Below are 21,640 nucleotides of genomic sequence, written 5' to 3'. Positions count from 1 at the left end.
GTCGGCGCGCCTCCGCGTGCCGCGCCTCCAGTGGGCGCGGGACACGGAATCCTTCGGGCAGCCCTGTATCGCGCGCCCGAAAGGCCACGCACCGCGCGGCCATGTGCCGCGCGCCGCCGTACCGGAGGAGGAAGTCCCGTGCTCGACGCGGATGTCGCCATCGTGGGGGCGGGGGCCGCGGGCCTCTCCCTGGCCCACCGGCTCTCGTCACCCGTGGGCGGCGGCCGGCGGCCGGTGGTGGCACTCGTCGACGCGCCTCCGGGGCCGCTGCGCCCGCCGCGGCGCACCTGGTGCTTCTGGGAACGTGACGACGGCGCCTACGAAGCGGCGGTCACCGCCTCCTGGCAGCGGCTCGCCGTGCACGACACCCAGGGCAGGACGGCGGCGGGCTGCATCGCGCCGCTGCGCTACAAGATGATCCGCTCGGACGACTTCGAAGCACTGGTGCGGCGCGAGCTGGCGGCGCGCCCCGGTGTCCGCCGCATCGAGGCGGCGGTCGACGCGGTGCGGGACGTGCCCGGGGGCGCCGAGGTGCACGGCACGACGGCCGGAGGCGAGCCCGTGACCGTGGCCGCCCGCTGGGTGTTCGACTCGCGGCCGCTGGGGATCCTGCCGGCGGCCCGTACGACGCTGCTCCAGCACTTCCGGGGCTGGTTCGTCCGTACCGAGCGGCCCGCCTTCGACCCTCAGGAGGTGCGGCTGATGGACTTCCGTACGCCGCAGCCGTCACACGGCCTGTCCTTCGGGTACGTGCTGCCCACGGGGCGGCGCACGGCTCTGGTGGAGTACACGGAGTTCTCGGCGGCACCACTGAGCACGGACGCGTACGAAGCTGCGCTGCGCCACTACACGCAGGACGTGCTGGGCCTGGGCGGCCTGTCCGTCACCGGTACGGAGACCGGCGTGATCCCCATGACGGACGCGCCGTTCGCCCGGCAGGCCGGGCCCGCCGTCTTCCGCATCGGCGCGGCCGGCGGTGCCACGCGCCCGTCGACCGGGTACACCTTCGCCGCCGTACAGCGGCAGACCGGGGCGATCGCCGCCGCCTACCGCGCGGGCCGCCGCCCGGTCCCGCCACCGCCGCACGCGGCACGGTCCCGTGCGATGGACTCCGTACTGCTGCGCGCCCTGGACACCGGGCGGGTGGACGGCGCCGACTTCTTCGCGCGGCTGTTCCGGCGCGTACCCCTGGAGCGGCTGCTGCGCTTCCTGGACGGGCGTACGCGGCTGTACGAGGACCTCGCGATCGGGCTGCACACCCCCGTGCTGCCGATGCTCCGCACAGTGGCCGAGCTGCCGCTGCTCCCCCGGCGGCCGTTCCCGCGCCCGTGACCATCCACCCACCACGACACCTCCGGGTGACCGAGGAGGCTTTATGCCCTTGCTGCGTGACGCGGCACCGTCCGCCGCCCGCCGTGGCCGCGACCGGCGCGCCCGCGTCCTGCTGCCCCGTCCGGGCCGCCCCCCGTATCGAGGGCGAGCCGCCCACCACGGCGGTGATCGGCGGGGGCATCGCCGGGCTGGCGGCCGCCACCGCCCTGGCCGAGCGCGGGGTACGAGTGACGCTGCACGAGCGGGAACCGGTGCTCGGCGGCCGGCTCGCCGGCCGGCCCGTGCGGCTCGCCGACGGCACCGGGGCGACGATGAGCCGGGGCTTCCACGCGTTCTTCCGGCAGTACTACAACCTGCGGGGACTGCTGCGCCGGGCCGATCCCGGGCTGCGCGCGCTCACGCCGCTGCCCGACTACCCGCTCCGGCACAGCAGCGGCATGCGTGACAGCTTCCGCCGGGTGCCCAGGACGCCGCCCTGGAGCGCCCTGGGGTTCGTCGCGCTCAGCCCCACCTTCCGCGCCCGCGACCTGCTGCGCATGAACCCGGTGGCGGCCCTGCCGCTGCTCGACGTCCGGGTGCCCGGCACCTACGAGCGGCTGGACGGCACCAGCGCCCGGGACTTCCTGGACGCCATCCGCTTCCCCGAGGCCGCGCATCACCTGGCCTTCGAGGTCTTCTCGCGCAGCTTCTTCGCCGATCCCCGTGAGCTGTCGGCCGCGGAGATGGTCCTGATGTTCCACATCTACTTCCTCGGGTCCAGCGAAGGGCTGCTCTTCGATGTGCCCGGCGAGCCGTTCCCGACGGCCCTCTGGGAGCCGCTGGCGCGCTATCTGGCCGGCCATGGTGCCGAGTTGCGTACGGACAGCCCCGTGCACTCCGTGGAGCCCGCAGCGGACGGCGGCCTCACCGTGTCCGGCCCGGCGGGCTCCCGGCGCCACGACGCCGTGGTGCTCGCGCTGGACACCGGCGGGCTGCGCTCCCTGGTCGACCGCTCCCCCGGGCTGGGCGACGCCCGGTGGCGCGGGCAGGTGGACCGGCTGCGTACGGCGCCGCCGTTCCTGGTGTCGCGGCTGTGGCTGGACCGGCCCGTCGCGCCGGACCGGCCCGGGTTCCTCGGGACGAGCGGGTTCGGCTCCCTGGACAACGTCAGCGTGCTGGACCGGTGGGAGGGCGAGGCCGCCCGCTGGGCCGCGCGCACCGGCGGCTCCGTGGTGGAACTGCACGCCTACGCGCTGCCCGAAGGGGCCGACCGCGAACGGGAACAGGAGCGGCTGCTCGGCCAGTTGCACGCGGTCTACCCGGAGACGCGGGCGGCGCGTGTGGTCGACGCGCACCATGAGTGGCGTGCGGACTGCCCGCTGTTCCCGGTGGGCGGCCATGCCGACCGGCCTACGGTGCGCACGCCGCACCCCGCGTTGATGGTCGCGGGTGACCTCGTCCGTACGGATCTGCCGGTGGCCCTCATGGAACGCGCGGCGACCTCCGGGTTCCTCGCCGCCAACGCGCTCCTGGAGCGCTGGGGCGTACACGGACAGATCCTCTGGACCGTTCCGGACCGGGGACGCTCCGCCGCGCTCCGGGCGCTGGCGAGGTGGCGGGACGAGGGGTGACGTCCGGCCCGGGGCCCTGCCGGCAGGCCAGGGCCCCGGGCCGGACGCGGCCCCCGAAGACGGACCGGCACCCCGTCAGAGCGCGTCGGGCAGGCCGGGGGAACGGCCGTCGAGGTGGGTGACCAGCGCGTCATGGGCCCGGTTGAGCACTTCGGCCGCGCGGGGGAAGTCCTTCAGCTGCCCGGCCAGGATGTCCATGGCGGGGAAGAGCACGTCCGGGGGGACGTCACGGGCGGTGAGTACGTCCGCGGTCCAGGCCATGAAGTCGGTGAACAGCGTGAGGTCGTCCACGTACAGGGTGGTGGCCAGGAAATCGATGATGTGCGCGATGTCCTCGGCGGTGTACTGCCGCTGCCGTTCCGTGTACGTCTTCATGGCGGGGACGTGGTCCTCAAGGGCGCCGAGGGTGTGCTGCACCAGCTGTGCCGTCGACCGCGTGATCAGCGTGTACTCCTGGTCCTCGAGGTGCGGCAGGTCGTCGGCGGGCTGGCGTACGGCCGCCGGGTCGGGCCGTGTCAGTCCCTTCTCCAGCCGGTCGGCGGCGCTGCGTGCGTCGTCGGCCCAGATCGCGCCGAGTTGGCGCGCGTACCTGCCGTGCCGGCCGAAGGCGGCGCCGCCGGCCAGCACGGGAACCCCCGCGGTACGGCAGGCGTTGACCGTGGTGTGGACCGTGGGGAGCCGGTCGGCGAGGGAGGCGGAGAGGGCGACGGCATCGGCGCCGGTGCGGTAGAGGTGGGCGACCAGGTGCGGGGTGGGGACGTGGGCGCCGAGGAAGTCCACGTGCCAGCCGCGCAGTGTGAGGACCTCGGCGAGCAACCGCGCCGGCAGGGCGTGCCATTCGCCTGGCACGCAGGCGATGGTCATGCGCCGGTCGGCGGCCCGGCCGCTCTTGTTGCCGATGCCGCGGCGGCCGCCGGTGTGCAGCGCCACGGCGGCCACCACACGGTCGCTGATGGCCGTGGCGGCGTGTTCCTGCGCGACGGTGATCCGGTTGGCGGCCCATTCGACGCCGATCCGCCGCTGGACGGTGGCGATCGCGTCGAGCAGGAGCGCCTCGGGGGCCAGTCCGGCGTCGAGGGCGGCGAAGGCGGTCTGGGCGGCGGCGTATTCGTCGCCCTCCAGGAGGGCGTCCCACAGCTGCGTGCAGGTGACGTCCAGCTCCGGCGTGGCGCCGGAGGACGAGTGCGAGGGAGTGTTCATGTCGTTTCCTGCCTGAGGTGTGTGCGTTTACCTGCCTGAAATGTGTGCGTCCGCCGCGCTGCTGCGCGCGGTCCGTGGTGCGGTGATGGCGACGACGGCCATGTCGTCGTGGCGGCCCTGGCCGATCCACTGCGTGGCGAGCATCTGAATGCGTTCGACGACGGCTTCCGCGGGCATGGCCACGCACTCGGACAGGGCGTTCCGCAGCCGCCGCTCGCCGAACATGTCCCCGCCCAGCGGACCGCCCTTGGCCTCCGTGATGCCGTCGGTGAACATCAGGCACGTCTCCCCCGGCGCGAGCTCGACCACGGCCGTCTCGGCCTCGATCTCCGGCAGCACGCCGACCAGGGTTCCGTAGGTTTCCGCCTCCTCGACCGTGCCGTCGGTCCGCACGATCAGCGGTGCCGGGTGCCCGGCGCAGGTCAGCCGCAGCCGTACCCGCCCTTCCACCCGCAGCGCCGAGGCCAGTACGAGCGTGGCGAAGCGGGTGTGGTGGGAGTTGACCAGCGCGCCGTTCAGCAGGCTCAGGACCCGGTGGTGGTCGTCGGCCATCGGCAGCAGCGCCTGCAGCGTGTTGCGGATCTTGCCGGTGAGGACGGCGGCGTCGAGCCCCTTCCCGCACACGTCACCCAGCACGACGAAGGTCTCCTGCCGGGCGTCGCTGCCGGGGTGGACGTCGTAGAAGTCTCCGCCGACCCGGGTGCCCTGGCCCGAGGGACGGTATCCGCCGGCGAACTCCACGCCGTGCACCTGCCGCAGCGTGGGCGGCAGCAGCTCCCGCATCAGGGTGGCGGTGATGCTCGCCTGCTCGGCGTAGAGCTTGACGACCGACCATGCGGCCCCGGCCCGTCCGGCGAACAGCCGGGCGAAGGCCTCCTCGCTCTCGCTGAACGCCGTCCGGTCCTCGCGGCGCAGCAGGACCAGCGCGCCGGTCGGTACGCCGTGCCCCGGCAGCGGCGTGACCACCACCGAGCCGACGGGGCCGGCGAAGGAGCCCGGCACCATCCACTCGGGGACCGCCGCGGGATCGATCCAGCAGCCGGACACCGACGGCAGACCTTGTAACGCTTCGCTGAGCCCTGGGACCTGGTCCGGGTCCGCGGAGATCGCGCGGCGCGTCACGGCACCGTCGGCGCTGCTGGTGATCATCGACAGGCTGCCGCCGGCCATCGAGGGGATGACCACCGCCGCGTCCGCCAGGTGCCGGGCGGCCAGCTGCGCGGTCAGTGTCATGCACCGTTCGACGTTCATGGAGGCCAGCAGTGCGTTGGAGACCTCCGACAGCAGCAGGGCGCGCTCACGTTCGGTCTTGAGGGCTTCCTCGGCCAGCCGGCGGTCGGTGTCGTCGATCAGCCACCACACCACCTCCCCTTCCGCACCGAAGGTCGCGTACGCCTCGAAGCTCCGGCCGCCGGCCTTGCCGCGCACGGGCAGCGCGCCCTCGCGGTGGGCGGAGCGGACGGCTTCGGGGCCCCCGGCCAGGCGGGGGTCGGTGAGGCGGCGGTGCGCGTCGGCCAGCCAGCTCGGTACGACCTCGTGCAGCCACGCGCCGGGCACCGCATCGGGGAAGAGGAGCGCGGCCGCCCGGTTCGGCTCCAGCAGGGCGCCCGCGGTGTCCGCCACCAGCACGGGGTACGGAGCGGCACCCCATGCGGTACCGAGTCCGACGCCGTGGTGACCGGCAGCAGCACCCTTGAACGTCTCCACGAGTCTCCACAAGCGGGCACGAGTCCACACGGGTGGGGCGCACGGCTGAGGCCCCACCAACTTCCTCCCGGCTCCCGGCTGGACACCGTCCAGGGGACCTTCCCGCACCCATCCGGTCGCAGCAACCGATCCTCCGCATAACGCCGATGCCGCACCGAAGGTGTTTGCAAAGACACCTATGAACGGCACGTTTCTGTCCGTCTCTGCTCGCGCCACATACCGAATTCGACCAGTGACTGTCAGGACCCCGAGCAGGCCCGCGAGACGACAGCGGCCACGACGACGACGGCCATGACGACAGCGGCCCGGCAGCCGGCCCTCACGCGTGGGGTGCGAGGGTGCTGCCGGGCCACGTCCTCAAGGGCGTGTCACTTCCGCGGTGGCGCTCCGTCGATCGGGCGGCCGGGCACACCGGGGCGGCGCTGCCGGGGCAGCGGACCGCCGGGCGGGCGGTAGTCGACGCCGAGGGCGTCCAGGCGGGCGTAGTGGGCGGTCATCCGCGCCTCGAAGCCCGGGTAGTCGCGTGCGGCCGGGGCCGGCAGCGGGGACCAGGCGACCTCGGCGAACGCGGCGAGCCGGGGGAAGACCTGGTAGTCGACGCGGGCGCGGTTCTGCATGACCTCGGTCCAGACGTTGGCCTGGGTGCCGAGGACGTGGCGGGCCGCCTCGGGGGAAAGGCCCGGCGGTACGGGTTCGAACCGGTAGACGTCCTCCAGGGTGCGGACGTACCCGATGGGCATCGGCTCGTCCGGGCCACCGTGCTGGCGGTGGTCCAGGTAGACCTGCTGCTCCGGGCACATCACGACGTCGTGCCCGGCCTCGGCCGCGGCGATGCCGCCCGCGTAACCGCGCCAGGAGGAGACCGCGGCGCCGCCGGGGAGGCCGCCTTCCAGGATCTCGTCCCAGCCGATGAGCCGGCGGCCGCGGGCGGTCAGCCAGTCGTCGAAGTGGCGGATGAACCAGGACTGGAGCTCGTCCTCGCCGGCGAGTCCCAGTTCGGTGATCCGGGCCTGCGCGGCCGGGGACCGCCGCCACTGGTCCTTCGGGCATTCGTCCCCGCCGAGGTGCACGAACGGCGAGACCTCGGCCGGGAAGAGGTCGAGCACCTCCTCCAGCACCCCTTCGTAGAAGCGCAGGGTGGTGTCGGTGGGCGCGAGGATGTGCGGGCTGACGCCCCAGCTGTCCCACACCTCCAGGGCCGTTGTGTCGACGACGTCGGCGTTGCCGAGCTGCGGGTAGGCGCTGATGGCGGCCTGTGAGTGGCCGGGTACGTCGATCTCCGGGACGATGCGGATGTGCCGTTCGGCGGCGTACGCGACGATCTCCCGGATGTCGTCCTGGGTGTAGTGGCCGCCGTACGGGGTCTCGTCCCACAGCTCCGAGGCGCGGTGGCCCCACTTGGTACGGGCGCGCCAGGAACCGACCTCGGTGAGGCGCGGGTGGCGCTTGATCTCGAGGCGCCAGCCCTGGTCGTCGGTGAGGTGGAAGTGGAAGACGTTCAGTTTGTGTGCGGCGAGCAGGTCGAGCTGGCGCAGGACGTCGTCCTTGGGCAGGAAGTGCCGGGCCACGTCGAGCATCATGCCGCGCCAGCCGAACCGGGGGCCGTCCTCGATCCGTACGGCGGGCAGCGGCCGGCGCTCCCGGGGCCTCACGGGGGCGCGGCGGAACGCGTCGGCGCCGAGCAATTGGCGCAGGGTCTGGGCGCCCCAGAAGACACCGGCCGGTCCGCCGCCGGTGAGGCGCACGGCGTCGCCGGCGGTGTCGAGCCGGTAGTGCTCCGGCTCCAGTGCGGGGTCGACGGCGAGGGTGATCGTCCCGGGTGCGTCGGCACGGCCGGGCGGCAGGGGCAGTCCGAGCGCGGCGCCGACGGTGGAGCGCAGCCACCGTTCGGTGGTGGCGGTGCCGGGCGCCGCCGCGAGCGCGGTGGACGCGTCCAGGACGCAGCCGCCGCCGGGAGCGGCCGTCATGTGCGCCGGGGCGGGGACGAGTGCGGTGTGCACGGCATCAACGGTGTTCACGGCATCAGTCCTTGACCGCGCCGCCGAGCCCGGAGACCAGACGGCGCTGTACGAGTACGAAGAAGACCAGGACGGGGACGGTCATCACCGTGGAGGCGGCCATGATCCCTCCCCAGTCGTTCTCATCGGGCTTGAAGAAGACCAGCAGGGCCAGCGGCAGGGTGGACTGCGAGACGTCGCTGATGAGGAAGGACTTGGCGAACAGGAAGTCGTTCCAGGTGGAGATGAAGGAGAAGACGCTGGTCGCGGCCAGGCCGGGGAAGACCAGCGGGAAGAGGATGCGCCACAGGAAGCGGGCGCGGCTCGCACCGTCGACGGCGGCCTGCTCCTCCAGGGCCTCGGGTACCGCCTTGACGAAGCCGCGCAGCATCCAGATGGCGAACGGCAGGGAGAAGGCGAGGTGCGGCAGGATCAGCGAGCCGAGGGTGTTGAGCTGGCCGAAGTCGCGCATGAGGAAGAACAGCGGGATGGTCAGCGCCTCCACCGGCACCATCTGTGCCACCAGGAACATGATCAGGAGGGTGGTGCGGAACCGGAACCGGAAGCGGGTGACCGCGACGGCGGCCAGGAAGGCGATCAGCGCGGAGGCCACGACGACCGTGCCGGCGACGATCAGGCTGTTGAGGAAGTAGCGGCCGAAGTCCTCCTGCTGGAAGACGCGGCGGAAGGCGTCGAGGGACGGGGTGAGGGTCCAGGGGCGCGGCTCGGTGGACTGGATCTCGCCGGCCGGTTTGAAGGCCGAGAGGACCATCCAGTACAGCGGGAAGGCGACGAGGGCCGCGATGACGAGAGCGGCGGCCTCGGCGGCCAGCCGTCCGGGGCGCCGGAAGCGGATCGTGCCGAGCAGGCTCACAGTTCCTCCCCTTGGCGCCGCACCGTGCGCAGGTGGACCAGCGTGACGGCCAGCAGGATCAGCAGCATCACCACGCCGATCGCCGAGCCGAGGCTGTACTGCGAGGAGGCGAACGCCTTCTGGTACGCGTACACGTTGAGCACGAGGTTCTGCCGGGCGACGCCGCCACCGCCGGTCATCACGTAGATCTGGGTGAAGATCTTGAAGTCCCAGATGACCGACTGGATGGTGACGACCAGCAGGATCGGCCGCAGCATCGGTGCCGTCACCGAGCGCCAGGTGCGCCACTGCGAGGCACCGTCGAGTGCGGCCGCCTCCAGGACTTCGGCGGGAATGGCACGGATTCCGGCGTAGACGGTCACCATCACGAACGGGAAGGAGCACCACACGACTTCGAAGAGGACGAGGGCGAACGCGCTGTAGCGCCCGTACGTCCAGGAGAAGTCGCCGAGCCCCAGCACCTTGTTGACGGGGCCGAAGTCGGGGTCGAAGAGGAAGACCCAGACGGTGGAGCCGGTGATGGCGGGGGTGGCCCAGGCGCCGAGCGCGGCGAGCATCAGGACGAGCCGGGGCAGCGCGCGGACCCGGGTCAGCAGGACGGCGAGGGCGCAGCCGACGAGCAGTGTGGAGAGCACGCAGGCGGTGGCGAAAAGGACGGTGGCGAGGAGCACCCGCCAGAACTCGCCGTCCGAGAAGAGCGCCGCATAATTGCCGAACCCCTGGAACGAGGTCGGCTCCCCGCCGCTGACCTGGGCCTGGGTGTACTCCAGGAACGAGATCAGGCCGAGCTGGTAGATCGGGTAGACGAGCAGGCCGCCGAGTACGACGAGCGCGGGCAGCAGGTAGAGCCAGGGCGTCCAGCCGGGGCGGCGCAGGGTCGTCAACGGTGCGGCCCTCACTGTGCTTCGGCGAAGGCGGCGTCCATCTTGCCGGCCGCGTCGTCCGACGCCCGGTCCACTCCCTTACGGCCGCTGACGATCTCCTGGAACATGGTGGGGAGGATCAGCGAGGCGTCGATCTGACCCCAGGCGGGCGAGGCGGGCACGGACTTGGCACCCGCGTGCAGGGTCTTCACGAACGGTTCGACGAACGGCTCCTTCTCCGCGGCCTCGTCGAGCACGTCGGTGTAGGTCGGCAGGAAGCCCATGGCGTCGAACAGCCGGCGCTGGGACTCCTTCCCGGCCAGCGACTTCATCAGGTCGACCGCGAGGGTGCGGTGCGACGTGCTCTTCAGTACGCCGATGTTGTTGCCGCCCGCGAAGGCCGGGGCGATCGATCCCTTCTTCACGCCGGGCAGGGGTACGACCGCGTACTTGCCCTTGGCCTTGCTCGCCTCGACGGCGGCGTGGCTGAAATCGCCGCCTATCGCCATGGCCGCCTTGCCGGAGGTGAAGGCGGTGACGGTGGCGTTGCCGCCCATGGAGGCGCACTTCTCTGCCGGGCAGTTGGCGTCGCCGAAGAGCGAGGCGTACGCCTTGATCCCCTTGCGGGCCTCCGGGGTGTTGACGGCGGACTTGTAGGTGCCGCCGCTCTTCACCGCGAGTTCGCCGCCGTTGGCCCAGAGGAAGGGCAGGGCGCCGTAGGTGTAGGCGCCGCCGACCGCGAGGCCGTAGAGATCGGGTCTGGCCTGGTGGACCTTCTTCGCGGCGGAGATCAGCTCCGCCTGGGACCCGGGCGGGGCGATGCCCAGGTCCTTCAGGACGTCGGTGCGGTAGTACAGCGCGCGGACCCCCACGAAGAACGGCGCCCCGTAGACCTTGCCGCCGACGGTCACGGACTGCTTGGCGGTGGGGTCGGTGTCCTCGGCCTCGTCCCACGCGGCGTACTCGGCGCTGACGTCGGCGAGGCCGCCGTCCCTGACGTACCCGGCGGTGTCGGTGTTGCCGTACTCGATGAGGTCCGGCGCGCTCTCCGGGTCGTTGAAGGCGGCCTTGATCCGCTGGGCGCGGGTGTCGACGGGGATGTACTCGACCTCCACGTCGGTCCCCTTGTGCCGCTTCTCGAAGTCGGCGACGGCCGCGTCGACGACCTTCTCCTTGGGCTTGTTGCCGACCTCGCGGAACAGCCACACGCGGAGCGTCCCGCTCTTCTCGTCCTCCGGTGCGCCGCTCCCCGAGGTCTGGGGTGCGCAGGCGGTCGCGGTGAGACCCGCGAGGGCAAGTGCGGCCAGCGGAGCGGCTATTCGGGCGAACGGCTTCATCGATACCCCTACGATCGAGCGTTGCAATATACGCAATGAACGTTTCGCTCTGCACAACTGGCGTGGAGCATATGGCCGCCCAGAGGCGCGGACAAGGTCTGTACCAGTTCGTGATCCGCGACGCGGGATGCAATATCGGCCAATCAACTTAAGGCGATTGTCTTAGTAAGACACGCGTCTTACGGTGATCGGGAAGCCGACGCCCGGAGGAGCCCCCCCATGACCGACGAGGCCACACCGATTCCTGACTACCCGTTCGATCAGCCGCACGTACTGGAGCCGCCGCGCGAGTGGGCCGAGAGCCGGGCGAAGTGCCCGGTCACCCACGTCCGGATGCCGAGCGGGGACGTCGTGGGCCTGCTGACCGGGTACGACGAGGTACGCACCCTGCTCGCCGACCCGCGGTTCAGCCGCGACCTGTCCCGCAAGGGCGCGGCCCGCCTGTCGAACACCGAGGACGGCGGGCTGTTCAGCCGGACCACCGAAGGCACCGCGGACATCCAGGAGGGCCCGGGGCACCAGCGGTGGCGACGGCTGCTCAGCCGGGCGTTCACCGTGAAGAAGATGGAGGCGTGGCGCCCCCGCGTCCAGGAGATGGCGGACGAGCTGATCGACGCCATGATCGCCAAGGGTTCGCCGGCCGACCTCCGCGAGGAGCTGGCGCTGCCGCTGCCCGTCCGGGTCATCTGCGCGCTGCTGGGCGCGCCGAGCGAGGACCAGGACAAGTTCGCCTACTGGTCCGAGGTGGCGCTGACCCTGACCAAGTACTCGCAGGAGGAGGTCGACGCGGCGCAGCAGGCGTTCCACGACTACGCGTCGGAGCTGGTCGAGCAGAAGCGCGCGCACCCCGGTGACGACCTGCTCAGTGAGCTGACCCAGATCTCCGACAGCCAGGACGGGCGGCTCAGCAACGAGGAGCTGGTCTCCACCGCGCGCGGCCTGTTGCTGGCGGGGCACGAGACCACCTCGAACATGATCCTGAAGATGACGGCACTGCTGCTGTCCGAGCGGGAGCGCTACGAGGCCGTGGTCGCCGACCCGGAGCTGGTCACGGGCACCGTGGAGGAGTCCCTGCGGATGGACCCGCTCGCGGGTGTGGGCATCCCGCGCTTCATCACCGAGGACATCGAGGTCGGCGGGGAGCCGGTCAGCTCGGGCAGCAGCCTGCTCGTCAGCCTGGCCGCCGCCAACCGGGACGCACGCAAGTTCCCCGAGCCCGACCGCTTCGACCCGCGCCGCGAGAACAACAGCCAGCACGTCACCTTCGGTGCCGGCCCGCACTTCTGCGTCGGCCAGACGCTGGCCCGGGTGGAACTGAAGGTCGTGCTGGAGACCTTCGCGCGGCGGCTGCCCGGCCTGCGGCTGCGGGACACCCCGGAGCAACTGCGCCAGCGCGAGGGCGTCGCGGCCGGTGGCCTGCAGGAACTCTGGGTCACGTGGTGACGCGGCGGAGCACCGGGCAGCAGGGAGCGAGGAGGTAGCATGAAGATCACCGTGGACCAGGATGCGTGCTGCGGCAGCGGGTTGTGCGTGATCAGGGCCGACCGGGTGTTCGACCAGCGGGAGGAGGACGGTGTCGTGATGCTGCTGGACGAAGCGCCGTCGCCGGAGGACTTCGAGGATGTGCGCGCCGCGGCCGCGGGGTGCCCGACCGGGGCCATCCGACTCGCGGAATGAACACGACCGCGCCGGCCGCCTCGCCGTCCCCCCGCTCGGTGCTCGCGCGGAACAAGCTGATGCGCACCGCGGAGCGGCTCTATGCCGAGCGGGGTTTCGCGAACGTCTCCGTACGGCAGATCAGCGAGGCGGCCGGCCAGCGCAACAACTCGGCCGTGCAGTACCACTTCAACGGCCGTGACGAGCTCATCAAGGCGATCCTGTCGAGCTACACGGGCGTCATCGAGGAGCGCCGCATCGCCATGGTCGAGGCGCTCGGCACCCGGCGGACCGTGTCTCTGGAGGAGCACTACACGTGCCTCATCATGCCGGGCGTCGAGTACCACATCGACGCCTCGGCTCCGACCTGGGGCGCGCGCTTCCTCGCCCAGGCGGTCGTCGAGCCGGCGCTGCGCGAGTACGTGATCCAGGAGCATCTGAGCACCCCGACGCACCGCATCCTCGACACGTACGGCGCGGTGCGGCGGGAGGGCGTCGATCCCGGCCTGCTCCAGCGGCACAACGCGATGGTGCGCCAGCTCAGCGTGCACGCCTTCGCCGAGCTGGAACACGACCTGGCGAACGGGCGGATCGACCCGTCCGAGACGGAGCAGCGCTGGCGGATGCTGGGGCAGGACCTCATCACGGCACTGTGCGGACTCTCGACCGCGCTGCTCGGCCGGGCGTGAGTCGGCCCGCTCGTCGCGGGCCCCGCCACGCTGGTCGGGCTAGCCGGGCAGGACGTAGACGGAACCGCCCGCCCCGCCCCGAACGGCTCCGTCCGTCCTGCCGTTGAGCGGGTCGGCGGCGGCGTACCGGCACAGGGCGCGGAGCCGCTGCCGGAGCCGCCCGGGGTCCTTGGGCGGACCGCCGGGTGAGATGTCCGCGGCCAGTCTGTACGACCCGCGGCAGCCGGCGCGCAGCAGGTACGTCAGGTGCCAGACGTCGGTGCCGGGCAGCCGGTCCAGCAGCGAAGAGGTGAGGTCGTCGGGGTCGGTGATGCCGTCGGCCAGCAGCAGTACCTGACCCGTGGCCCGGTGGCCGCGCCAGAGGAACGTCACCGCGCGGTCGCCGGCCTCCCCGGTGACCGTTTCGACCAGAGGTGTGCCGCGCCGTTCGGTGTCGGCCCAGAACTCGGCGAGCAGTGCTTCGTGTTCGGCTCCGGTGACGGTGGCGAGCCGGGCGGCAAGGCGTTCGACGCAGGGACCGGCCGTGCGGAACGGCCGCGAGTCCTGGGCGTCGGGACCGGCGAGGACGTACATCTTTCCCGCTTTCCTGAGCGGCGTGCGACCCCTGTGACCGCCCCGCCGCGACCATGTGTACTTAGGTTAGCCTAAGCTAACTTCATCGGTCACAGATTGTCCCGCCCGGGAGGCCGCCCATGCGTCTGCTCGTCACCGGCCGCGCCGGATTCACCGGCTCGCCCTTCCTCAGGGCGCTGCTGTTCCCTGCCCCCATAGGCGCCCCGCACGCCGTCACCGTGCTCGACCCGTCCGCCGGCAGCGGCCCCGGGAGACCGCTCCCCTTCGACGGCCGCTCCTGCCTCGACCACGTACCCGGCGACGTCCACGACCGCCCGCTGGTACAGGAACTGATGCGCCACCACGAGCTGGTCGTGCACCTCGCCGAAGAGCCCGCCGTCGACCGCACCGCCGTCGCCGACCTGCCGGGCACCCGTACGCTCCTCCAGACCGCCGTGCACGCCGGGGTGACACGGTTCGTCTACGTCTACGACCACTACCGGGCACTGCGGCTGACGCTCGGGGGCGGCGAAGCCGGCCAGGTGCACGACCTCGGCGGCGGGTCGGAACTGACCGCCGCCGAGCTGACCGGACGCCTGCTCGCGGAGTGCGGCCGCTCGGGAGGCACGCGATGAGCTGCTGGCTGGTGACCGGCGCCGACGGAGAGGTCGGACGCCGGCTGTGCGCCCTGCTGCGCGCGAACGGACAGCGCTTCCTGGCACTGGGCCGGGACGACCTCGACCTCTTCGACGCGGCGGCCGTACAGACCACACTGCTGCGCACCCGGCCGGCCGTCGTCGCCCACTGCGGGACGTGGACCGGCCCTGGCGACACCGGGCTCACCGGCCCCCGTGCCGTCCGCGGCGGCCTCGACGCCCTGCGGGTCCTCGCGCGGGCCTGCGGCCGGCTCGACGCCTGCCTGCTGCACCTGGCCGCCGGGCGGACGCTGTGCACGACATCGCTGTACGCGGCACACGGCCGCACCGTGGTGCACGAGGAACTGCCGGACACCGGCCCGGGAACGCCGCGACGGCACCCCGAGGGCGGCTGCCCGCAGCCGGACTGGGTGTGTGACGTGGCCGAGCGGCTGTACGCGCTGGGCAGTGCTCCCGGTGGCCGGGCGGCCCGCGGCCCGCGGCCGGCACCCGCGCTCAGCGGCGGGCCCGGACGCCACTGAGCGCCCGCCGGCCGCCATGGGAGGTGCGGTCCGGCACACCGAGCGGTGTGTGCGGGCCGCACTCCGCCAGCAGGTCGAACAGGCCCGCCACGTGCGTGCGAAGTCCCCCCGCTGCATAGCGCTCCGGGTGGGCCGCGTACTCGACCCGCAGCCCCGAACTGCCGCTGTCGGCGCGCACGGTGAGGGCGAGGTCGCGGACCGGCCCGCCGGACAGCGGGTGCGGGACGGCGGGCGCGCCCGCGAAGGTGACCTCGTCACCGGAGGTCCGCACCTCGACGAGCGGGCCCACCGGGTCCGGCCCCGCAACGCTCCGCCCGAGGTCGCGCCGGATGTCCGGCAAGGGGTAACGCTGGTGGCGCCGGGCGGCGCGGAGCCCGAGGACGACCTGCCGGGTCAGCGTCGCGAAGGTGTCGTGCGGACGCACCGTCAGACGCAGCGGGAGGACGTTGCGCAGCACTCCGGGGACGCTCAGCGCCGTCGGCCCGGTGCGGCCCGGCATCGGCACCCCGAGCACCACGTCGGCGGAGCCGGTGCTCCGCGCGACGTACAGCCCGAGCACCGCGGTCAGCACCTCGCCCCGGGTCGCGTTCAGATCGGCGGTCAGCGACCGGAGCCGCGAGAGGAGATGGCCCGGCACGGTGACGCCGTCGCGCAGCGGCGTACGGACGGAGTGCGCGGCGCGGCCCGCGAGCGTGGGTGCCGCGGGGCGGCCGGCCAGGGTGGCGGACCAGTGGTCCCGGTCGGCCTCGTACTGGTCGGAGGCGCGGTACGCGGCCTCGTCCGCGAGCAGGTCCGAGAGGCGGCCGAAGGGGCTGTCCGGGGGCCGCAGCCCGGCGGCGAGCGCGTCGTGGACCTCGGCGGTCCGCCGGACGAGCAGTCCGCGCCCGAAGTCGTCCACGACCAGATGGTGGAAGCGCCGGTACCAGAGCCAGTGGGCCTCCCCCACGCGGAACAGCGCGTACCGGAAGAGCGGCCCGCCCGGCGGGAAGGGGCGTTCCAGGTCCGCGGCCATCCACGCGCGCGCCTCGGCGTCCGGGTCAGGCCGGTCACGCAGGTCGGCCCGGTGCAGGGGGAAGCCCTTGCCCGGCGCCTCGATGACGAGGGCGCACTGCCGGGGCCCTTCGGCCGTGGCGAAGAACCGCATGCGCAGGGCGCTCGCCTCGCCGACCGTGCGCTGGAGCGCCTGCGCGAACAGCCGCGGCTCCAGCGGCCCTTGGATCTCGCGGTACTCGGCGCTCTGGTACGCCGGGCCGTCGGGGACGCGGCGCCACGCCTCCCACACCTCTTGCTGGGCCGCGGTGAGCGGCAGGGCGCGGGGGCACGCGGACGATGTGCCGCATGCCGCCCTGCCGAGCGGTTCCGGTACCGGCATGACCTACCCCGCTTTCAGTAAGGTAAGCCTAACCTAACATGAGCGGTTCACCGTGGCCGCTCCCCGCCGTTGGGTGCCGCGTACCGATACCGGCCTCAGGCACCGTCCCGCAGCCCTGCCACCGCCGGAGGCATGTTGTAGGGCGTCACGATCTGGATGGTGGCGGGCGGAACGGCACCTTCGGGAGGCAGGGCGCCGTGCGCGCGCATGACGGTCTGGCAGGCGCGGCGCATGTCCTGGCGGAGGTCGTGGTGGAGGACGGCGGAGAGGCGGCCTTCGCGCAGCAGCCGGGTGTTGTCCTGGTCGAGGTCGTGCGCGATGAACACCGCACACTCCCGGCCCAGGTCCTCGAAGGCGTCCACGGTCGCCGCGTTCCCGCCGCCCATCGAGTAGACCGCGTTGATGGCCGGATCGCGCTCCAGCGCCGCCAGGACCACTCCCGCTGGGTGGCGTCCAGACCGTCGCTGTCGGTGACCTCCACCAGGGTGCGGTGCGGCTGGGTGGTACGCATGGCGCTGCGGAAGCCCATCTCGCGCTCCTCCTCACCCCGGAAGAAGCCCCGGCTGATGGTGGTGAGGACGTTCCCCGGACGCTCGCCCAGCCACTGGCCGACGAGGTAGGCGGCCGTGGTACCGGCGGCCCGGTTGTCGATCCCCACGTACGCGCGGCGCGCACTGCCGGGCAGATCGGTGACCAGCGTGACGACGGGGATGCCGGCGGCCGTCAGCCGGCCGACGGCCGCGACGACCTCCGGGACATCCGGCGCCTTGAGGACGACGCCCTGCGAACCGCGCTTACCGATCCTGTCCAGCGTCGCGACCAGCTCACACACCCGCCCGGCCTCCCGGAAGTGGAAGCGGGCACGCACCACCGCCGGGCGCAGGGCGGGCAGTTCGGCCTCCAGCGCGGCGCGCACCGCGGACGAGAACCGTTCCGGCGCCCGCATCACCATGTCGATCATGAACGTGCGGCCGCCGATCCGTACCTGCGTCCGCTGCCGCTCCAGGTCCTCGATGGCCTGGTGCACCTCCATGACGGTGCTCTCCCGTACCCCGCCCCGGTCGTTGAGGACCCGGTCCACGGTGGCCTCGCTCAGCCCGGCCTGACGGGCGATCTCCCTGATCGGGAAGGGGTGTGCCATGGCGGTCCTTGCGACGTGCTGACGGTTTGCTGAGGGATCGCTGAAGGTTGCTCGGCGCCGTACCGTACCGGCCGGAACGGGCCCCGGTCACCGGTTCAGCTGCGGTGACGGAAGACCGTCCTGGGTGCCGGGGAGGGCATCATGGGATGCTGAAGCCTCCATGGATCATGGCGAGCAACGGGAGAGTACGGCAGCGTGATGGCAGCGATACGGCGGGCCCGTACCGGCACCTGGGACCGTTTCGCGGCGTCCGACCCCGGACTGCTGCGGCTGATGGCGGGGTTGCGGACGGTCGGCGCGATCACGCTGACCCTCGCCGTCCTCGCCCTGCTCGGCACGGACGTCACCCACATGGTGGCGGGCGCCATGGCCGCCATGGTCGGCACCTTCGCCATCAAGGAGAAAGAGGTGCGCGGCCAGGCCGTCACGCTCGCGTGCGGACTGCCCGTCGCCCTCCTCGCGATGTCGCTGGGCGCACTGCTGCACTCCCGGATCATCGCCGGTGACATCTTCTTCGTCCTGCTGATCTTCGGCGCGGTCTACGGACGGAGGTTCGGCGACCGCGGCACGGCGCTCGGCCTGATCGGCTTTCAGGTCTACTTCGTCTCCCTCTTCGTCGGCGCCACGGTCGACACCCTGCCGGAGCTGTACCTGACGCTGACCGTCGCGTTCGCGTGCAGCGCGGTCGTACGTTTCGCCGTGGTCCCGGAGACGCCGCAGCGCACCCTGGCACGGCTCCGCGAGGCGTTCCGCGCGCGACTAGCGCAGCTGGTGGCGGCCCAGATCGAGCTGCTGGACGCCACCCCCGAGGACCTGGACAAGGTGCTGGACACGCTGCGGCAGCGCACCGCCCGGCTGCACGAGGCGGCCCTGATGATCCAGGGCAGGCTGGAGGAGGGCACCCGGGACGCGGCCACCGCGGCGCGGCTGCAGCGCCGTGTCGCCGACGCCGAGATCGCCGCCGAGCGGCTGGGCGTCACCCTGCTCAACGCGCGCAGCGCCGAGCGTGCCGACACCATCACCCTGCACCTGCCGCATGCCCCGGTGCAGGTCGCCGAGGACCGCATGCCGACCGAGGACGCCACGACCCGCACCCTGCGCCGGGACTTCAGCGCGCTGCACCTGCTGATCGCGCGGCCCGCCTCCGACGGGCGCGGCATGGCGGTGGCCCACGTACGGAACCGGCTGCTCGGCTACCGCGACGAGGACAAGCTGCCCGCCGCCTCACCCGCCGTCCAGGACGTCTTCCGCGGTATAGGCGAGTCCGCGCGTGCCGTGCTCGGTCTGCGGCTGGCGCTGGACGGGCCGCAGGACGCCACCGACGACAGCCCCGCGACGGCCCGCTCCCGCGAGGAGTTCGACGCGGAGGACGTGGCGATGGCCGGCCTGGACGAGGAGGCCGAGGAGCAGGCCGCCGACGAGCGCACCGGGCTGCGGCGGCCCACCACCCGGGCCGCCTTCCAGGTCGCGGTGGGCTCGACGCTGGCCATCATCGGCGGCGAGTTCCTCTCCACCCAGCGCTGGTACTGGGCGGTGCTGACCTGCTGGGTGGTCTTCCTCAACACCGGGTCCACCGGCGAGATCATGGTCAAGGGCTACCGCCGGCTGGTGGGCACGGTCCTCGGCGTGGTCGCGGGTGTGGTGCTCGCCGGCCTGGTCGGCAACCACACCTGGCTCGCGTTCGCCCTGGTCCTGCTCTTCATCTTCGGGATGTTCTTCACGGCACCGCTGTCGTACGCGCTGATGTCCTTCTGCGTCACCGCGATGCTGGGCCTGCTCTACACCCTGCTCAACACCTACAGCGTGGACGTGCTGGTGCTGCGCATCGAGGAGACGGCGCTCGGCGCGGCCTGCGGCATCATCGCCGCGGCGCTGGTACTGCCGGTGCACACCGACCGCCGTACGGACGAGCTGCTGGGCACGGTGCTGGAGCGGCTGCGGGACGTGGTGTCGGCCGCGGTGGAGCAGCTCAGTGGCGGCCCCGCCGCCGACCTGCTGGACAAGGCGCGCGACCTGGACACCGCGCTGGACGACCTGCGGGCCTCCACCCAGCCGCTGACGCACCCGATCACACCGCTGCGAGTACGCCGGCAGACCGCGCGCTATCTGGTGGCGCTGCTGGAGACCTGCGCGTACCACGCCCGTTCGCTGGCGGCCACCGCCGAGCTCGTGCCGTACAGCAAGAACGTGGCGGCCGACCCGCGCCTGGAGCGGGCCGGCCTGCGCATCGCCCGGAACATCGACGTGATCGTGGCGCGCGTGGTGGACGAGAGCACCCGCGGCGAGGTCACCGCCGGCGCGAGCATCGCCTCGATACTCGACGTGGACGACACCGGCACGCCGCGCACCGGCACGGTCACCTACCGCGTGCTGCGCCACCTCCAGCGCCTCGACGAGGGCGTGGTCGGCCTCGCCCGCCCGCTGGACGTCCCGGTGGCCGGGCGCAGCGTCGGCACGACCGGCTGAGGCCCGGCAGGCGGGCGCGGGTCTCATTCCACGCGCGGCTCGGCCGCCGCTGACCCGGTGGCGTCGTCCTCGATCAGATGGACGTCGTCGACGTCGATGTTCACCTCGACGACCTCCAGGCCGGTGATGCGCTCCACGGCGGCGATGACGTTCTCCCGCACGTCACGGGCCACGTCCGTGATCGGCACGCCGTACTCCACGACCAGGTCCAGATCGATGGCCGTCTGCCGCTCGCCCACCTCGACCTTCACGCCACGGCCGACGTTCGGGCGACCGCCGGGCACCCGGTCGCGGACGGCGCCGAAGGTGCGCGAGAACCCGCCGCCCATGTCGTACACGCCGGGGATCTCCCGCGCCGCCATGCCGGCGATCTTGACGACGACGACATCCGCGATGGAGGTCCTGCCACGCGTCGCCGCGGGCTGGTCGACGCCCGTGGCCCCGCCGCTGACGGTGGTGTTCCCGGCTCCGGTGTTCCCGGCTCCGGTGCCGCTCTTCGCGGAAGCGGCACTCTTCTTGGAAGCGCTGGGCTGCTGCGTCGTCATGGGGTCTCCTCGGTCGGGCAGGTCCGCTCCGGTGGTCGCCACCTGCTCTCGTCCGCTTGGACCCGCCCGCGCCGGTTTCGTCACGCGGTCCCCCGGCACGTTTCTCCGCGTCCGTCACGGTCCGCCGGAAGCTCGCCGGGCCGCGTCACGCCCCCAGGGCGAGCCGGGCCGAGCGGTGGGCCGGCCGCGGGTGCACCCGGCCCCGCGCCTGGGACCGGACGGGCTCGGTGAACGCCCGACAAAGCCGGTGCGGGAAATGTGGGGCGCCCGGACCCGGTGCCGCCGCACGATGGGGGCATGGATGACACGACCTTGGTATCCCGCTTCCTCCGCGACGGCTTCGTGAAGCTGGAGGGCGCCGTCGCGCCGCGCGTGGCCGCGGACTGCGCACGGCTGCTGTGGCGGGAGACGGGCGTCGCCCCGGACGATCCGACGACGTGGACGCAGCCCGTGCACTGGGTGGCCGGCCTGGCGCAAGGCCCGTTCGCCGCCGCCCCCAACTCACCGGACCTGCACCGCGCGTACGACCTGCTCGTCGGCGCGGGGCGCTGGGAGCCGCGTTACTCGCTGGGCACGTTCCCGCTGCGCTTCCCGCACGAGGAGGAGCCGGACGACGCGGGCTGGCACATCGAGGGAAGCTATCTGCCGGAGGGCGAGAGCTGGTACTTCACCAATCTGCGCTCCCGGGGCCGGGCGCTGCTGATGCTGTTCCTGTTCAGCGAGGTCGGCGAGGAGGACGCCCCGACCCGCATCCGGGTCGGCTCCCACCTCGACGTGCCCAAGGTGCTGGAGAAGTACGGGGAGGACGGGGCCGGCGGGCTGACCCTTGCGCCCGATCTGGTGGCGGCGTCCGACCACCGGCCGCTCGCCCTCGCCACCGGATCCCCGGGCGACGTCTTCCTGTGCCACCCGTTCCTGGTGCACGCGGCCCAGCCGCATCACGGGAAGCGGCCGCGCTTCATGGCCCAGCCGCCGCTGATGCCCGCCGCGCCGTACGAACTGGAGCGGGCCGACGGCGCGTACTCACCCGTGGAGATCGCGATCCGCCGAGGTCTGGGACGGGACGTGCCCGGTCCTCCGGGCGGGGACGGCGCCGCCCACAGCGACAGCGCCGGATAGGCA

Annotated in this window: 17 protein-coding genes and 2 pseudogenes; 9 read left to right on the top strand and 10 right to left on the bottom strand. The window is 72.6% G+C overall.

Annotated features, from left to right (window positions below; all coding sequences use genetic code 11):
* The first annotated feature begins 138 nt into the window (after positions 1-138).
* Positions 139-1,332: a lycopene cyclase family protein gene (locus AAC944_RS32225; protein WP_030609396.1), complete on the top strand. Its 1,194-nt coding sequence runs from the start codon at positions 139-141 to the stop codon at positions 1,330-1,332.
* A 43-nt stretch (positions 1,333-1,375) separates the two neighbouring features.
* A pseudogene (locus AAC944_RS32220) lies at positions 1,376-2,942 on the top strand (FAD-dependent oxidoreductase).
* Between the two features lie 75 nt (positions 2,943-3,017).
* On the opposite strand, the gene AAC944_RS32215 reads toward AAC944_RS32220, so the two are convergent.
* The 6 genes from AAC944_RS32215 to AAC944_RS32190 form a co-directional block, all read right to left on the bottom strand.
* Positions 3,018-4,142: a cobalamin B12-binding domain-containing protein gene (locus tag AAC944_RS32215; RefSeq protein WP_030609401.1), complete on the bottom strand. Its 1,125-nt coding sequence runs from the start codon at positions 4,140-4,142 to the stop codon at positions 3,018-3,020.
* A gap of 27 nt (positions 4,143-4,169) precedes the next feature.
* Positions 4,170-5,849 carry a PP2C family protein-serine/threonine phosphatase gene (locus AAC944_RS32210; RefSeq protein WP_030609403.1) on the bottom strand — a complete coding sequence of 560 codons (1,680 nt, stop codon included), beginning with the start codon at positions 5,847-5,849 and terminating at the stop codon, positions 4,170-4,172.
* Between the two features lie 368 nt (positions 5,850-6,217).
* Positions 6,218-7,849 carry a beta-N-acetylhexosaminidase gene (locus AAC944_RS32205; protein WP_030609406.1) on the bottom strand — a complete coding sequence of 544 codons (1,632 nt, stop codon included), beginning with the start codon at positions 7,847-7,849 and terminating at the stop codon, positions 6,218-6,220.
* 22 nt (positions 7,850-7,871) lie between these two features.
* Positions 7,872-8,720, bottom strand: a complete 849-nt coding sequence (locus AAC944_RS32200) for a carbohydrate ABC transporter permease (RefSeq protein WP_030609409.1) — start codon at positions 8,718-8,720, stop codon at positions 7,872-7,874.
* Positions 8,717-9,619: a carbohydrate ABC transporter permease gene (locus AAC944_RS32195; protein WP_063759877.1), complete on the bottom strand. Its 903-nt coding sequence runs from the start codon at positions 9,617-9,619 to the stop codon at positions 8,717-8,719. Before AAC944_RS32195 ends, AAC944_RS32200 begins: the two co-directional genes overlap by 4 nt.
* Positions 9,616-10,920 (bottom strand): extracellular solute-binding protein, encoded by a 1,305-nt coding sequence (locus AAC944_RS32190; RefSeq protein ID WP_030609416.1) that lies wholly within the window; start codon positions 10,918-10,920, stop codon positions 9,616-9,618. Before AAC944_RS32190 ends, AAC944_RS32195 begins: the two co-directional genes overlap by 4 nt.
* A 219-nt stretch (positions 10,921-11,139) precedes the next feature.
* Here AAC944_RS32190 and AAC944_RS32185 point away from each other — a divergent pair, with 219 nt between their 5' ends.
* Genes AAC944_RS32185 through AAC944_RS32175 form a run of 3 tightly spaced genes read left to right on the top strand, consistent with a single transcriptional unit; the run spans position 11,140 to position 13,265 of the window.
* A complete protein-coding gene (locus AAC944_RS32185; RefSeq protein ID WP_030609419.1) occupies positions 11,140-12,363 on the top strand; it encodes a cytochrome P450 in 1,224 nt (407 codons plus the stop codon).
* Positions 12,364-12,402: 39 nt separating this feature from the next.
* Complete coding sequence (locus tag AAC944_RS32180; RefSeq protein WP_030609422.1) at positions 12,403-12,597, top strand: ferredoxin; 195 nt, start codon at positions 12,403-12,405, stop codon at positions 12,595-12,597.
* The gene (locus AAC944_RS32175; RefSeq protein ID WP_051871461.1) at positions 12,594-13,265 is read left to right on the top strand and encodes a TetR/AcrR family transcriptional regulator; all 672 of its coding nucleotides are present in this window, start codon (positions 12,594-12,596) and stop codon (positions 13,263-13,265) included. The genes AAC944_RS32180 and AAC944_RS32175 overlap by 4 nt, the downstream gene beginning before the upstream one ends.
* Positions 13,266-13,304: 39 nt before the next feature.
* On the opposite strand, the gene AAC944_RS32170 is transcribed toward AAC944_RS32175, so the two are convergent.
* Positions 13,305-13,838, bottom strand: coding sequence for an enterochelin esterase domain-containing protein (locus tag AAC944_RS32170; protein ID WP_030609426.1), 534 nt, complete (start codon positions 13,836-13,838; stop codon positions 13,305-13,307).
* Between the two features lie 119 nt (positions 13,839-13,957).
* On the opposite strand from AAC944_RS32170, the gene AAC944_RS32165 reads away from it, so the two are divergent.
* Positions 13,958-14,452, top strand: a complete 495-nt coding sequence (locus AAC944_RS32165) for an NAD-dependent epimerase/dehydratase family protein (protein ID WP_030609429.1) — start codon at positions 13,958-13,960, stop codon at positions 14,450-14,452.
* Positions 14,449-14,994 (top strand): sugar nucleotide-binding protein, encoded by a 546-nt coding sequence (locus AAC944_RS32160; RefSeq protein ID WP_030609431.1) that lies wholly within the window; start codon positions 14,449-14,451, stop codon positions 14,992-14,994. The genes AAC944_RS32165 and AAC944_RS32160 overlap by 4 nt, the downstream gene beginning before the upstream one ends.
* On the opposite strand, the gene AAC944_RS32155 is transcribed toward AAC944_RS32160, so the two are convergent.
* Both AAC944_RS32155 and AAC944_RS32150 read right to left on the bottom strand, forming a co-directional pair.
* The gene (locus AAC944_RS32155; protein WP_030609433.1) at positions 14,969-16,366 is read right to left on the bottom strand and encodes a condensation domain-containing protein; all 1,398 of its coding nucleotides are present in this window, start codon (positions 16,364-16,366) and stop codon (positions 14,969-14,971) included. The genes AAC944_RS32160 and AAC944_RS32155 overlap by 26 nt on opposite strands.
* A gap of 95 nt (positions 16,367-16,461) precedes the next feature.
* Positions 16,462-17,507 (bottom strand): annotated as a pseudogene (locus AAC944_RS32150) (LacI family DNA-binding transcriptional regulator).
* A gap of 198 nt (positions 17,508-17,705) precedes the next feature.
* Between AAC944_RS32150 and AAC944_RS32145 the strand changes: the two are divergent.
* Positions 17,706-19,973, top strand: coding sequence for an FUSC family protein (locus tag AAC944_RS32145; RefSeq protein WP_037771838.1), 2,268 nt, complete (start codon positions 17,706-17,708; stop codon positions 19,971-19,973).
* A gap of 23 nt (positions 19,974-19,996) precedes the next feature.
* Here the strand turns inward: AAC944_RS32145 and AAC944_RS32140 are convergent, their stop codons facing one another.
* A complete protein-coding gene (locus AAC944_RS32140; protein WP_030611999.1) occupies positions 19,997-20,518 on the bottom strand; it encodes an Asp23/Gls24 family envelope stress response protein in 522 nt (173 codons plus the stop codon).
* Between the two features lie 297 nt (positions 20,519-20,815).
* Here AAC944_RS32140 and AAC944_RS32135 point away from each other — a divergent pair, with 297 nt between their 5' ends.
* The gene (locus AAC944_RS32135; protein WP_030612001.1) at positions 20,816-21,637 is read left to right on the top strand and encodes a phytanoyl-CoA dioxygenase family protein; all 822 of its coding nucleotides are present in this window, start codon (positions 20,816-20,818) and stop codon (positions 21,635-21,637) included.
* The last annotated feature ends 3 nt before the right edge of the window (positions 21,638-21,640 follow it).

Source organism: Streptomyces sclerotialus (assembly GCF_040907265.1).
GTDB classification, from domain to species: Bacteria; Actinomycetota; Actinomycetes; order Streptomycetales; family Streptomycetaceae; genus Streptomyces; species Streptomyces sclerotialus.
This window is presented reverse-complemented; position numbering and strand designations above follow the sequence as displayed.